The organism is Qipengyuania citrea, from assembly GCF_024171405.1.
Classification (GTDB): Bacteria; Pseudomonadota; Alphaproteobacteria; order Sphingomonadales; family Sphingomonadaceae; genus Qipengyuania; species Qipengyuania profunda.
On the sequence record NZ_JALJZT010000002.1, the window covers coordinates 2,273,573 to 2,286,210 of the forward strand.

Consider the following 12,638-nt stretch of genomic DNA (forward strand, 5'->3'; position numbering starts at 1 on the left):
CACAAACCGGAGCACGCGAGCTGCGACAAGCGCAGGCGCGCAAGGGGTCACGCGGCCATTTGCGAACCGGATACGGTTCGCGCCGCGCTTTGTATGAGGACCAACTACCCTTGAACATGAATCGCAATAACCGTCGTCGTGGACGCGGTAACCGCAATCAGGGCGGCGCCAATTCGGCCAACCGCATCGACAGCCGCGCGCGCGGCAATGCCCCGCAGCTGCTCGACAAGTACAAGAAGCTTGCGCAGGACGCCCAGCACAATGGCGACCGCGTGCAGGCCGAATACTACCTGCAGTTCGCCGACCACTATCTGCGCGTGATCGCCGACAACAAGGCGCGCCAAGAAGAATCCAAGGGCAAGCGCGGCGACGATCGCGGCCAGAACCAGTCGGACGATGACGACGACGATGACGCCGGCGACGATCGTCGCAGCAACCGTCGTCCGCGCAGTCGCGGCGACGATCAGGAAGGCGGCAATCGTCAGCGGAGCCGCCGCGATGACCAGGATGACGGCAATCGCAAACCGCGGGCGCGCAAGCCGCGCACCAGCGATGACGGCGACGCCAATGATTTCGAATCCTCGGACAATCCCTTTACGCGCGAGGAAGAAAGCGAAGCGCCCAAGAAGCGCCGCGCTCCGCGCAAGGCGAAGAAGGACGAGGAAGGCACACCCGGCAGCGAAGGCGAAATCGATGCGACGGTCCTGCCGCCCTCGATCGGCGCGAATGACGCCGATGGGGATGCCAAGCCCGCTCCGCGTCGGCGCAAGCGCAAGCAGGACGACGACAGCGAAGTGAGCGCGGTCGGCTGATCGCGCTTGCACCGCTGACCTGACGATCTAAGGGGCAGGCCGATGGAGAGAATCCCCGGCCTGGCCCGCATCCACCCGAACATCGCCGCCCTCCTGTTGGGCGTGTTGTCGGCTTTCGGCTTCCAGCCCTTCCATTTGTGGCCGCTCGGCCTCGCCGCAGTGGGCGCGTTCGGCTGGCTCGCGTGGCGTATGCCCAGCTGGCAGCGCGCGCTGCTTGCCGGCTGGCTGTTCGGCGTGGCGCATTTCACGGTCGCGAACAACTGGATCGCGACTGCCTTCACCTATCAAGCGGAAATGCCTGCCGTCCTCGGCTGGGCGGCGGTGCCCCTGGTCTCGCTCTACCTCGCGCTGTGGCCCGCGCTGGCGACCTGCGCCGCGTGGCTGGTGGCGCGCCGCGGCAGCCTGATCGCTTTCGCGCTGGCCTTTGCCGCGATGTGGATTGCCGGCGAGTGGTTCCGCAGCTGGGTCTTCAGCGGATATGCCTGGGGACCGCTGTCGATGATGCTGCTGGGTCCGTGGGACCGGCCGGGCCTGGCGATGGCGCTGCCCTTCGTCGGCAGCTATGCACTGTCGGGTCTTACGGCGGGGTTCGCGATCCTGCTCGCCGATTTCGTGCGCACGCGCCGCTGGGCAGGCTTCGGGCTGGCCGCCGTCGCGCTTGCCGCGCTGCTCTACCTGCCCGCCGGTGCGGGGCGCGAGGGCTCGCTGCCGCTGACGCTGGTCCAGCCCAATCTCGGGCAGGACGAGATTAACGATGCCTCGCGGTTCGAGGAACAATTCCAGCGCACCGCGCGGCTGAGCAGGCCGCTGAAACCGCAAAGCCACCGCCTCGTCCTGTGGCCCGAAAGCGGCATCCCCGATTACCTGCGCGATGGCTATCCGCAGCGCTATTACACCCAGATGACCGCAGCCGGCGATCCTGCCTTCGCCCGCGCGCGCATCGGGCAGACGATCGGCGAGGGCAGCCTGCTGCTGACCGGCGTGGTCGACCTGGAAATTGCTACGGTCGACGGGCGCGAGCGCGCGGTGGGCGCCTATAACGCCATCACCTCGATCGACCCCGCGGGACGGCTGGGTGCGCGCTATGCCAAGGCGCATCTGGTGCCCTATGGCGAATATCTGCCGCTTCGCACATGGCTCGAACCGCTTGGCCTGTCGCGGCTGGTTGCAGGCACGCTCGATTTCATTCCGGGGCCGGGACCGCAAAGCTACGATCTGGGCGAGCACGGCACCGCGGGCATGCAGATTTGCTACGAGATCGTCTTCTCGGGCGAGACCGTCGACCGGGCGAACCGGCCTGATTACATCTTCAATCCCTCGAATGACGGCTGGTTCGGCATGTGGGGCCCACCGCAGCATCTGGCGCAAGCGCGGATGCGCGCGGCCGAGGAAGGCCTGCCCGTGCTGCGTTCGACCACCACGGGGATCAGTGCGGTCATCGATGCACGCGGCGTGGTGCGCGAACATATCGGGCGCAATGTCGCCGACCGGATCGATACGCTCGTCCCGCCGCCGCATGCGCCCACCTGGTTTGCGCGGCTGGGTCACTGGCTCACGCTGCTCTGGGCGATCGCCCTGCTGGCGCTATCGCTGGTTGCCATGCGTCGTTCGGGAGGCTACCCCGCAAAGAACACATAAAGATTTCTTTATATCGGGAATTCGACCTTCATGCGCGCCAGTTTCCTCTTCACTTCCGAGAGCGTTTCGGAAGGCCATCCGGACAAGGTTTCCGACCAGATCTCCGATGCCATCGTCGATCTGATGCTGGCCAAGGACCCCGAGGCGCGCGTCGCCTGCGAAACCATGACAACGACGCAGCGCGTCATCCTTTCGGGCGAGATTCGCTGCGCGCCGATGTATGATGCGAAGAACCTCGACTGGGCCGAAAACGCCGGATGGGCGCCGGGCGCAAAGGAAGAAATCGAAAAGGCCGTGCGCCGTACGGTGCGCGAAATCGGCTATGAACAGGACGGCTTCCACTGGAAGACGCTGACCTTCGAAAACCATCTGCATGGCCAGTCCGCCGAAATCGCGCAGGGCGTCGATGCCAATGGCAATAAGGACGAGGGCGCGGGCGACCAGGGCATCATGTTCGGCTTTGCCTGCGACGAGACCCCCGACCTCATGCCGGCGACGATCGACTACAGCCACAAGATTCTGGAACGGCTGGCGGCGGATCGCAAGAGCGGTGCGGCGCCTTTCCTTGAACCCGATGCCAAGAGCCAGGTCACACTGCGCTATGAAAACGGCACGCCGGTGGCCTGCACTGCGGTGGTTGTCTCCACCCAGCACGCCAAGGGCTATCACGAGGGTGCCAAGGAAGCCGAGCTCAAGGCCTATGTAAAAGGCGTCGTCACCGAGCTGCTGCCCGAAGGTTGGATCGATGGCGATACACAGTGGCATATCAACCCCACGGGTGCGTTCGAGATCGGCGGGCCCGATGGCGACGCAGGGCTGACGGGGCGCAAGATCATCGTCGATACCTATGGCGGCGCCGCGCCGCATGGTGGCGGCGCGTTCAGCGGCAAGGACCCGACCAAGGTGGATCGCTCGGCCGCCTACATTACCCGCTACCTCGCCAAGAACATCGTCGCGGCAGGCCTTGCCCGGCGCTGCACGATCCAGCTGGCCTATGCGATCGGCGTGTCGCAGCCGCTGTCTCTCTATGTCGATACGCATGGCACCAGCGCGGCGGGGGTCACCGACGAAGCGCTCGAGGATGCCATCCGCGGGATCGAAAAGCTCGGCGGGCTGACCCCGCGCGGGATCCGCACGCATCTCGGCCTCAACCAGCCGATCTACCGCAAGAGCGCTGCCTACGGCCACTTCGGCCGGCAGGCCGAAGGTGCGTTCTTCCCGTGGGAACGGACCGATCTGGTCGACGACCTCAAGGCGGCGCTCGCCTGACCGGTTCGGGCGGGCAAGATCGCCTACCCGCTTTGCCATCACGGATTTCGAACGCGGCGCGGAGGGAAATTTACCCGTGTTCGCCCTTGCGCGGGCTGGGGTGGTCGAGCGCGAGTTCGGCTTCGGAGAAGGTGAACGGGCTGCGCACGCCTGCAATGCCGTCGAGTTCTATCCGCATGCCGCGTGCGCGCACCTGCGGATCGGCGAACACGGCGTCGATCGGACTAATCGGCCCGGCGGGAATTCCCGCTTCGCCGCAAGCGCCGAGCAATTCCGTGAGTTCCCACTTGCGCGTCTCGTCGGCGATCATCGCGTCGAGTTCGGCGCGGTTGGCGAGGCGGCTTTCATTGGTGGCGAAGCGCTCGTCGCCCAGCAGGTCGTCGCGCCCCAGCAGCGCCAGCAGCCGCCGGAACAGCCCGTCATTGGCGGGCGCCAGTACCACTTCGCCATCGGCCACGGGGAAGACGCCATAGGCGCTCACCTGCGCATGCTCATTGCCCATCCGTGGCGGGTTCTCGCCAGTGGTAAAGAAATGCGTCGCCTGACTCGCCAGCAGGCCGACCGAACAATCGAGCAGCGCCATATCGACATGCTGGCCGCGCCCGGTGCGTTCGCGCATGGCCAGCGCGGCCTGGATGCCGATGACGGCATAGAGCCCGCAGGTCAGGTCCGAGATCGAAATACCCATCTTCATCGGCTGGCCCGCGGGTTCGCCGGTCAGCGCCATGAAGCCGCTCATCGCCTGGACGACGAAATCATAGCCCGCCTCATGCGCACGCGGCCCCGTCTGGCCGAAACCGGTGATCGAGCAATAGACCAGGCGCTGATTGGCCGCCGCAAGGCTGGCGTAATCGAGCCCGAATTTGGCCAGCGTCCCGGTCTTGAAATTTTCGAGCACCACATCGGCCGAAGCGGCGAGATCGCGCACTCGCGCGAGGTCCTCCTCGTCCTTGAAATCGGCGACGATCGAGCGCTTCCCGCGATTGGCGGCATGGTAATAAGCGGCTTCACGCTCGCCATTCTCGCGTTCGATCCATGGCGGGCCCCATAACCGCGTCCCGTCCCCCTCGGGGCTTTCGACCTTGATTACATCCGCGCCGAGATCGGCGAGAATCTGTCCGGCCCACGGCCCTGCCAGGACGCGCGCGAGTTCGAGGACCTTCAGTCCGGCGAGAGGAGCTTGCGGGTTGCGCGGTTGATCGAGCCACATGGCCTGCGGCTTGCGCAGCCCTGACCCCGCGGTCAAGTCACTGAGTGTCCATCGCCGCCATCAGCCCGCTTACCGCGTCGATAAACTCCTCGCGAAAATCCTGCACCACCTGCCGGCTCGAACGCACCTGCTCGACCAGCCCGACGCCCTGGCCGACGAAATAGCTGACCAGTTCGCGCGCGCCTGCATTGCCCGCCGCTGCCTCGCGCTCGATCCGCGCGAAGGCGGGTTCGGAGACCATGCCCATCAGCGGCATGGGCAAGGTGCCCGGCCCTTCGGGAGCATCCCAGGCGGCGTGCCACGGCGTCCCGAGCTGGCGCGCAGGCTTGCCGGTGCGGCTGCGCGAACGCACCGTATCGCGGCTGCGCGCGGCCACCATCTTCTCGCGGAACGCATCGGAGGTTTCGGCTTCGGGTGTGGCCAGCCAGATCGACCCGGTCCAGGCGCCTTGTGCGCCTGCCGCCATCATCCCCGCCATCTGTCCGCCGGTCATGATCCCGCCCGCGGCCAGCACCGGAATATCGTGGCCCGCGCGCGCCAGTTCGCGGACGACTTCGGGGATCAGCACCAATGTCGATACTTCGCCGCAGTGCCCGCCCGCCTCGGTGCCCTGCGCCACGATGATGTCGACTCCGGCCTCGGCCTGGCGGATCGCGTGTTCCTTGGCGCCGACCAGCGCCGCCACGGGCACGCCGCGCTGCTTGCCTTCCTTGATCATCGCGGGCGGGGCGATGCCCAGCGCATTGGCGATGAGCCTGATCGGATGGCGGAAGGCGACTTCCATCAGCGCGAGCCCGTTTTCGGGCGTGATGCCCATGCGTTCGCGCAGGATCGGCAGGTCCGCTTCGGGGGCGATGCCATATTCTCCCAGTACCGAATTGACGAAGCCCTGGTAGGACGGGTCGATCACTGCCGCCCGGCTCTTGTTGTCCGCCAGCTCGCGGACCCGCGGGTCGACGACTTCGGGGACGAGGACGTCCACCCCGTAGGGCGCGCCATCGACATGCGCATCGATCCAGGCGAGTTCTTCCTCAAGCTGGTCGGGGCTGAACCGCGTCGCACCGAGCACGCCGAAGCCCCCCGCCTTGCTGACTGCGGCAACGACATCGCGGCAGTGACTGAAGGCGAATAGCGGGAACTCGGCCCCCGTCATTTCGCATACGCGGTTCATCGGCATTGGTGTCTCCTCTCGCAGGTCACCCTATCCGCAAGCCGCGCCGGCGCAAGCGCGCGTTACTGGCGCTCCATGATTGCCGGCGCATCGCCCGGCGCGGGCTTCCAGCGGGTGGCGGGCGGGAAGACCTCACCCACGCTGCCGTGCTGCCAGCCGCCGTAGACCGGGTTCGGCATCAGGAACCAGCCATTGCCCCACAGCTGCGCATATTCACCGCGGGCGACCATCGCGCGGCGCGCGGCAATTGCGCTCTCGTCGGCATTGAAGACATCCGCGAAGTCGCCGAGATTGTCGCCCGCCAGGGCGATCACACAATAGCTTTCCGCGATCATCGCGCGGCGGCCATCCTTGCGGCTGCCCATATCGTCGTCGCCGCGCAGATAGAGCGTTTCGAGGTGGACCGCGGGCCCGGCGCCCGCCGCCTCGAGCGCGGCCACCGTGCCTGCCGCGGTGTCCGAATTGCGGTTGGTGTTGAAGATCACCGTGATGCCTGCCTCGCGCAGGCGCCTGAGACCGGTGACTGCACCCGGGACGGGCGGGGCGATACCTGCGCCTTGGTCCGCCCATTGTTTCCATTCGGACGGGTCGAAGGCCTTGCCCGTCAGCGCCTGCCAATATTCATAGCCGGTGTTGAGCAGCACGGTCTCGTCGACATCGAACACCGCGGCAAAGGGCTTCGCCGTCCCGTCTTCGGCCACGCATGACGGCGTGCCGATCCCGCCCGCTGCATCGGGCAGGCCGAGCGGCACAGAGCGCGGTGCGCTGCGCTGGCGTGAAACCGCGATGGTGTAATCGGCCAGCTGGCGCCATGTTTGGATCGATGCCCCCGCAGCTTCGCCCGAACCATAGAGCCAGCGCATCGTATCGGGGGCGGGCTGGTCCTCGCCCGTGGCTGCGGCGGGAGCAGCGGCGATCGGGGCCGCCTCCACGGTTGCGCAACCGGCAAGCGCAATGGTGCTGGCGGCAAGCAGGAAAAAGCGGGTCATCGGCGGGTCTCCATATCGGCGGGAAGGGGGCAGGCGGGCGTCTCGACCAGCCAGAGCAGCGAATGGATTCGCCAGCGTCCGGTTTGGTCGCGCCTTACCTGGAACGAATTGATGCCGCGAGTCGCCCCCGTGGTGCCGTCCGCTTCGGTCCATGCGCCATCATAGGATGACCATGCATGGCCAATGTCGCCGTAGACCTCGACGCGGTTGACCAGCGCGGTCTCGCCAAAGCCGTTATCGGTGAGAAAGGCGCGCTTGCCGGCGATATATTCCTCGACCGTACAGCTTTCGCTGCCGGTGGGGCGCAGCGCGGTCATCCGCGCTTCGGGCCAGTACAGTGCGCGCATCGCCGCCCAGTCACGTTCCGCGCCCGCGGGTCCGGAGATGACCGCATAGGCATCGGTGACCAGCTGTTCGATCACGCCGGCGGGGTCAGGCATCGCATTCTCCTCGCATCCTGCCTAATCCGCCGAAGAAGGGCTGTCACCTCGCTGCGTGCTCCGCGATCGGCAGCGCGATTGTGCGGCGCAATATGGAAAATGTGCACCCCGCGCATTTCCGAGCGACGGTAAATCAAGGGTTTACGATATCTGGAACCTCATATGTTGCGGTTCATGCAACAAAACTTGTTCTTTTCGCACTTGCACAATATCCGGATGCCGCGCATATCTCCTCGTGCCTTTTAGGCATCCTCTCCCAAGACTTCCAAGCCCGGTTGGTTCGCCAGCCGGGCTTTTTTCTGTCTGCGGCAGACCCGCTGCCCGCGCTCGTGCATTGCATCGGCGGCGACCGGTCCCCAAGTGGGGCCTCACCAGACCACAGGTAAGCGGAGCCCCACCCAGATGCCCGACGCGGACGCTTCAACAGCAGCAGAGGAAACCACCGTCAGACTGCAGGTTGCAGCGGCGCGCCAGGACGAAAGCGGGCAAGGCATCGCGCGCATGCCGCGCTCGGCCTTCCAGACGCTTGGCATTACCGAAGGCGATGTTGTCGAGATAACCGGCAAGCGCGCCACCGCGGCGATCGCCATGGCCGCCTATGACGAGGACCAGAGCCTCGACGTGGTGCGGCTCGACGGGCTGCAGCGCGGCAATGCCGAGGTCGGTTCGGGCGAACATGTAAAGATCGCAGTAGGCCAATCGCGCCCGGCGACGCGCGTCGTCTTCGCTCCGGCGCAGCGCGAAATGCGCCTGCAGGGCCCGGCGCAGGCGCTGAAGCGCAATTTCTTCCGCAAGCCGCTGGTCGCGGGCGATCTGGTCGCCACCACCGGGCAGCAGCCGGTGCAGAACATGCCGCCCGAAGTGCGCCGCATGTTCAATGCCCCTGCTTATGCGCTGACCCAGATCCGCCTCAGCGTTGTATCGACCACGCCCAAGGGCATCGTCCATATCGACGAGGATACCGAGGTCGAACTGCGCGCCGAATTCGAAGCCCCGCGCGATGCCCGCGCGGTGGTCAATTACGACGATGTCGGCGGGATGGAGGATACCATCCAGCAATTGCGCGAGATGGTCGAACTGCCGCTGCGCTATCCCGAACTGTTCACCCGGCTGGGTGTCGACCCGCCCAAGGGCGTGTTGCTGCATGGCCCGCCGGGGACCGGCAAGACCCGCTTGGCGCAAGCGGTCGCCAATGAAAGCGACGCCAATTTCTTCACCATCAACGGTCCCGAAATCATGGGCTCGGGCTATGGCGAGAGCGAGAAGGCGCTGCGCGAGGTGTTCGAACAGGCGGGCAAGTCCGCCCCTGCGATCGTCTTCATCGACGAAATCGATTCGATCGCCCCCAAGCGCGACCGCGTGCCGGGCGAAGCCGAAAAGCGCCTGGTGGCGCAGCTGCTGACGCTGATGGACGGGCTCGAAGCGCGCTCGAACCTGGTGGTGATCGCAGCGACCAATCGCCCCGACGCGATCGACGAGGCATTGCGCCGCCCCGGCCGCTTCGACCGCGAAATCGTGATCGGCGTGCCCGACGAACAGGGCCGCCGCGAAATCCTCGGTATCCATACCCGCGGCATGCCGCTGGGCGACAAGGTCGATCTCGATGAACTGGCCAAGGCGACCTACGGTTTCGTCGGCGCCGACATCGCGGCGCTGGCACGCGAAGCGGCGATCGACGCGGTGCGGCGGATCATGCCCAAGATCGACCTCGACGAGCGGACCATTCCGCCCGAAGTGCTCGACGAGCTTTACGTCGGGCGCGAGGACTTCCTTTCCGCGCTCAAGCGGATCCAGCCGTCCGCCATGCGCGAAGTCATGGTCCAGATGCCCAAGGTCGGCTGGTCCGACATCGGCGGCGTGGGCGATGCCATCGGCAAGCTCAAGGAAGGCATCGAACTGCCGATGAAGAACCCCGAGGCGTTCCATCGTCTCGGCATCCGGCCGGCCAAGGGCTTCCTGCTCTATGGCCCGCCGGGCACCGGCAAGACGCTGCTGGCCAAGGCGGTGGCGCGCGAGGCCAAGGCCAATTTCATCTCGATGAAAAGCTCGGACCTGCTGTCCAAATGGTATGGCGAAAGCGAGCAGCAGATCGCGCGTATGTTCAAGCGCGCACGCGCGGTGGCACCCTGCGTCCTGTTCATCGACGAAATCGACAGCCTCGTTCCCGCACGCGGGTCGGGGCAGGGCGAACCGCAGGTCACCGGACGCGTGGTCAATACGATCCTCGCCGAAATGGACGGGCTGGAGGAATTGCAGTCGGTCGTGGTGATCGGCGCTACCAACCGCCCGACGCTGGTCGATCCCGCACTGCTACGTCCGGGGCGCTTCGACGAACTGGTCTATGTCGGTACGCCCGACCGGCCGGGCCGCGAACAGATCCTCGGCATCCATACGCAGGACATGCCGCTGGCCGACGATGTCGATCTGGGTGATGTGGCGGGCAAGACCGCGCGCTTCACCGGCGCCGATCTCGAGGATGTCGTTCGCCGCGCGGGTCTCAACGCGCTCCACCGCGCGGGCGGCGACGTGCAGCAGGTGACGGGCATGGACTTCACCGAAGCGCTCAAGGACAGCCGCGCGACGGTCACTTCGAAGATGGAAGCCGAGTACAAGAAGATGCGCGGCGAGTTGAAGAAGCGTGCCGCCGAAGTGCGCCCGATCGGGTTTCTCTACGACGGCATGGTCGAAAGCACCCGCGACGCGAAGCACGGGCCCGAAACCGAAGGTTAGCCGCCGTCCGCGGCGCGCGCGTTGGCGGCCTCCACCTCGAGCCGGTGGCGGATCAACGCCTCGGGCTGGTTGGTCTTCAGCCAGCCCAGCATGTGTTCGCGGACCGCGCAGCGCAGCGTCCACAGATCGCCGATCGTCTCCGCGCTCATCGACAGGCGCAGTTCGACGCTTTCGGGGTACGCTTCGGTCATGAGCAATTGGAGGTTGCGCCCGTCCCACAGCGGGTGGGCCTGGACGAAACGCTCGAATTCGGCGCGGATCGGCTCGATATCGGCGATCGGGTCGAGATTGAGCATGACCGGGCCGGTCAGCTTCTCGTCGACCCGCGACCAGTTCTCGAAACTCTCGTCGAGGAAGCGCATGGTCGGCACCACCAGCACCCGCTCGTCCCAGGTGCGCACGGTGACGAAGCTCATGCGGATTTCCTCCACCCGCCCCGCCTGATCATCGACCTTGACCAGGTCACCGATCCGCAGCGGCTGGGTGATCGCCATCTGCAGGCCCGCGATCAGCGATTTCAGCGCAGGCTGCGCCGCGGCACCGACCGCGAGCGCGGCCAGGCCCGCCGAAGCGAGCATGGTCGTCCCGACATCGCGCACGCCGGGGATGTTGAGCATGATCAGCGAGACGGTGATGATGATGATCCCCACCTTCACCGTGCGCGACAGGATCGCGATCCGGGTCAATCGTCCGCGCTGCGCCACCGGGTCGTCGGCTTCGCCGATCTGCGCCTCGTACCCGCGTGCCAGGCCGCGAACGACCGCATAGGCGACCCAGCCGATCACTGCCGGGGTGAGGAATTTGGCGAAGAGGTCCCAGCCGCGTCCGACCAGCGCATCGTTTTCCGCGGCGGCGGTAATCGCGAAGGCAATCGCGGCCCAGCGCAGTGGCCTGCGCACTGTCTCGACCACCACGTCGTCGAGCGTGCTTTCCGAAGCGCGCGCCAAGCGGCGCAGGATGGCGAAGATGATCCAGTGCGCGATCAGCGCGATCACGACCGCGCCGCCCAGCACGATAAGCGTGTGAATCAGACCGTCGTAGGAAATCGGCCAATTGCGCGGATCGTAGCGTTCGAGCATCTGCGGCGGGAGTATGGGCGCAGGCGGGTTAACGCAAGCTAGTCGTCGGTGGGAAGCTCGATCGTGACCTGCAGGCCATCGTCGGCAAAGCTGCGGTCGAAGGTGCCGCCGAACTGGCGCGCCGCGCTGGTCATCAGCAGACTGCCGAAGCCCTTGCGTTCGGGCATCTCCGTCAGTTCGGCCCCGCTTTCGCGCCAGCTAAGGATGACGGTGCCATCCTGCTCGGTCCAGCTGACATGCACCGTGCCCTCGTTCTTCCACGCGCCATATTTGACTGCATTGGTGGTGAGTTCGTGCAGCACGAGGCCGAGCGGGGTGACCTGCTTGGCGGGCAGCAGGATTTCGGGTCCGTCGATTTGTGCCGGATGCTTGCTCGACCGATAGGGCGCAAGCGACGTCTCGACCAGCGCGCGGAGCGAGGCGACGGGACGCTCGAGTTCGCCCTGGCTCACCTCATGCGCGGTCAGCAGGGCGCGGATGCGCTGCGCGATGCTGTCGGTCACTTCCTTGGCTTCGGGCTTGTCGCGTGCGCTCATCTGCACGATCGCGAGGATCACCGCGAAGAGGTTTTTGACCCGGTGGTTGAGTTCGCGCGCCAGCAGGTCGGCGCGGTCGCGCGCTTCGCTGACGATCGCCGCCTGCGCCGCCTCGGCCTCGGCACGTGCCGCACGCCCGACGAGCCGGGTCCCGGCGAACATGGCAAGAACCAGCAACACCAGCAGCGCGCCGAGCAGCGGCAACACACGCGCTTCGGACCGTGCGGCCTCGGCGCTGTGATCGGCGAGAATCTCGTTCTCGATGTCCTCCATCTCGGCAATCGCGCGGACGAGCCGTTCCATCGATTCAATGCCTTCGTCGGTCAGCACTGCACGGCGCGCATCGAGCAGCCGACCGTCTTCGAGCAGTTCGACACTCTCGGCCATCTCGTCGAACTTGGCGCGAGCAAGCGCGTCGATCTGGTCGATCAGCTCGATCTGGCGCGCCGTCGCTTCCTCGCCGATCAGCGTGCGAATGCGGTCGAGCGCCGGATCGATCTGTTCCCTGCCAGCCTGGTAGGGGGCGAGATAGCGGCGATCGAGCGTGATCAGGTAACCGCGCTGGCCGGTCTCGCCGCTCAGCACCGAGCGGTTCACCTGGCGCAGTTCCTCGAGCACCTCGACCGTGCGGCGGACCTGTTCGCGCTGGGCGCGTTCGGACTCCACCGTCTGGTAGACCAGGAACAGGGTCGCGAACATTGCCGCGGCGATGACACCGAGCAGCGCGACATTCATCCAGCGCGGATCGCGCGTGCGCGCGACGA

10 protein-coding genes are annotated in these 12,638 nt (G+C 66.2%); 4 read left to right on the forward strand and 6 right to left on the reverse strand.

What is annotated here, in order from left to right; genetic code table 11:
• The first annotated feature begins 116 nt into the window (after positions 1-116).
• From J2S32_RS12050 to metK, 3 genes are read left to right on the forward strand one after another with little or no spacing between them, the layout of a single operon-like run.
• Complete coding sequence (locus tag J2S32_RS12050; RefSeq protein WP_253521722.1) at positions 117-812, forward strand: DUF4167 domain-containing protein; 696 nt, start codon at positions 117-119, stop codon at positions 810-812.
• A 42-nt stretch (positions 813-854) separates the two neighbouring features.
• Positions 855-2,450 (forward strand): apolipoprotein N-acyltransferase, encoded by a 1,596-nt coding sequence (lnt, locus tag J2S32_RS12055; protein WP_253521724.1) that lies wholly within the window; start codon positions 855-857, stop codon positions 2,448-2,450.
• 30 nt (positions 2,451-2,480) lie between these two features.
• Positions 2,481-3,719, forward strand: a complete 1,239-nt coding sequence (gene metK, locus J2S32_RS12060; RefSeq protein ID WP_253521726.1) for a methionine adenosyltransferase — start codon at positions 2,481-2,483, stop codon at positions 3,717-3,719.
• Positions 3,720-3,789: 70 nt separating this feature from the next.
• Here the strand turns inward: metK and J2S32_RS12065 are convergent, their stop codons facing one another.
• From J2S32_RS12065 to J2S32_RS12080, 4 genes are read right to left on the reverse strand one after another with little or no spacing between them, the layout of a single operon-like run.
• Positions 3,790-4,929 (reverse strand): CaiB/BaiF CoA transferase family protein, encoded by a 1,140-nt coding sequence (locus J2S32_RS12065; protein ID WP_253521728.1) that lies wholly within the window; start codon positions 4,927-4,929, stop codon positions 3,790-3,792.
• A gap of 37 nt (positions 4,930-4,966) precedes the next feature.
• Positions 4,967-6,106 (reverse strand): nitronate monooxygenase, encoded by a 1,140-nt coding sequence (locus J2S32_RS12070; RefSeq protein WP_253521731.1) that lies wholly within the window; start codon positions 6,104-6,106, stop codon positions 4,967-4,969.
• A gap of 56 nt (positions 6,107-6,162) precedes the next feature.
• Positions 6,163-7,089: a 5'-nucleotidase, lipoprotein e(P4) family gene (locus J2S32_RS12075; protein ID WP_253521733.1), complete on the reverse strand. Its 927-nt coding sequence runs from the start codon at positions 7,087-7,089 to the stop codon at positions 6,163-6,165.
• Positions 7,086-7,529 (reverse strand): hypothetical protein, encoded by a 444-nt coding sequence (locus J2S32_RS12080; protein WP_253521736.1) that lies wholly within the window; start codon positions 7,527-7,529, stop codon positions 7,086-7,088. Before J2S32_RS12080 ends, J2S32_RS12075 begins: the two co-directional genes overlap by 4 nt.
• 402 nt (positions 7,530-7,931) lie before the next feature.
• On the opposite strand from J2S32_RS12080, the gene J2S32_RS12085 reads away from it, so the two are divergent.
• On the forward strand, positions 7,932-10,259 hold the full coding sequence (locus J2S32_RS12085; RefSeq protein ID WP_253521740.1) for a CDC48 family AAA ATPase: 2,328 nt from the start codon (positions 7,932-7,934) through the stop codon (positions 10,257-10,259).
• Here J2S32_RS12085 and J2S32_RS12090 read toward each other — a convergent pair.
• Both J2S32_RS12090 and J2S32_RS12095 read right to left on the reverse strand, forming a co-directional pair.
• On the reverse strand, positions 10,256-11,338 hold the full coding sequence (locus J2S32_RS12090) for a mechanosensitive ion channel family protein (protein WP_253521742.1): 1,083 nt from the start codon (positions 11,336-11,338) through the stop codon (positions 10,256-10,258). The two genes, J2S32_RS12085 and J2S32_RS12090, sit on opposite strands and share 4 nt — an antisense overlap.
• Positions 11,339-11,376: 38 nt before the next feature.
• Positions 11,377-12,609, reverse strand: coding sequence for a sensor histidine kinase (locus J2S32_RS12095; RefSeq protein WP_253521744.1), 1,233 nt, complete (start codon positions 12,607-12,609; stop codon positions 11,377-11,379).
• Positions 12,610-12,638: the final 29 nt, after the last annotated feature.

Excerpts from the sequence above, each read along its gene's own strand:
- J2S32_RS12050 (WP_253521722.1), top strand. The coding sequence starts at position 117 with ATGAATCGCAATAACCGTCGTCGTGGACGCGGTAACCGCAATCAGGGC.
- lnt (WP_253521724.1), top strand. The coding sequence starts at position 855 with ATGGAGAGAATCCCCGGCCTGGCCCGCATCCACCCGAACATCGCCGCC.
- metK (WP_253521726.1), top strand. The coding sequence starts at position 2,481 with ATGCGCGCCAGTTTCCTCTTCACTTCCGAGAGCGTTTCGGAAGGCCAT.
- J2S32_RS12065 (WP_253521728.1), bottom strand. The coding sequence starts at position 4,929 with ATGTGGCTCGATCAACCGCGCAACCCGCAAGCTCCTCTCGCCGGACTG.
- J2S32_RS12070 (WP_253521731.1), bottom strand. The coding sequence starts at position 6,106 with ATGCCGATGAACCGCGTATGCGAAATGACGGGGGCCGAGTTCCCGCTA.
- J2S32_RS12075 (WP_253521733.1), bottom strand. The coding sequence starts at position 7,089 with ATGACCCGCTTTTTCCTGCTTGCCGCCAGCACCATTGCGCTTGCCGGT.
- J2S32_RS12080 (WP_253521736.1), bottom strand. The coding sequence starts at position 7,529 with ATGCCTGACCCCGCCGGCGTGATCGAACAGCTGGTCACCGATGCCTAT.
- J2S32_RS12085 (WP_253521740.1), top strand. The coding sequence starts at position 7,932 with ATGCCCGACGCGGACGCTTCAACAGCAGCAGAGGAAACCACCGTCAGA.
- J2S32_RS12090 (WP_253521742.1), bottom strand. The coding sequence starts at position 11,338 with ATGCTCGAACGCTACGATCCGCGCAATTGGCCGATTTCCTACGACGGT.
- J2S32_RS12095 (WP_253521744.1), bottom strand. The coding sequence starts at position 12,609 with ATGAATGTCGCGCTGCTCGGTGTCATCGCCGCGGCAATGTTCGCGACC.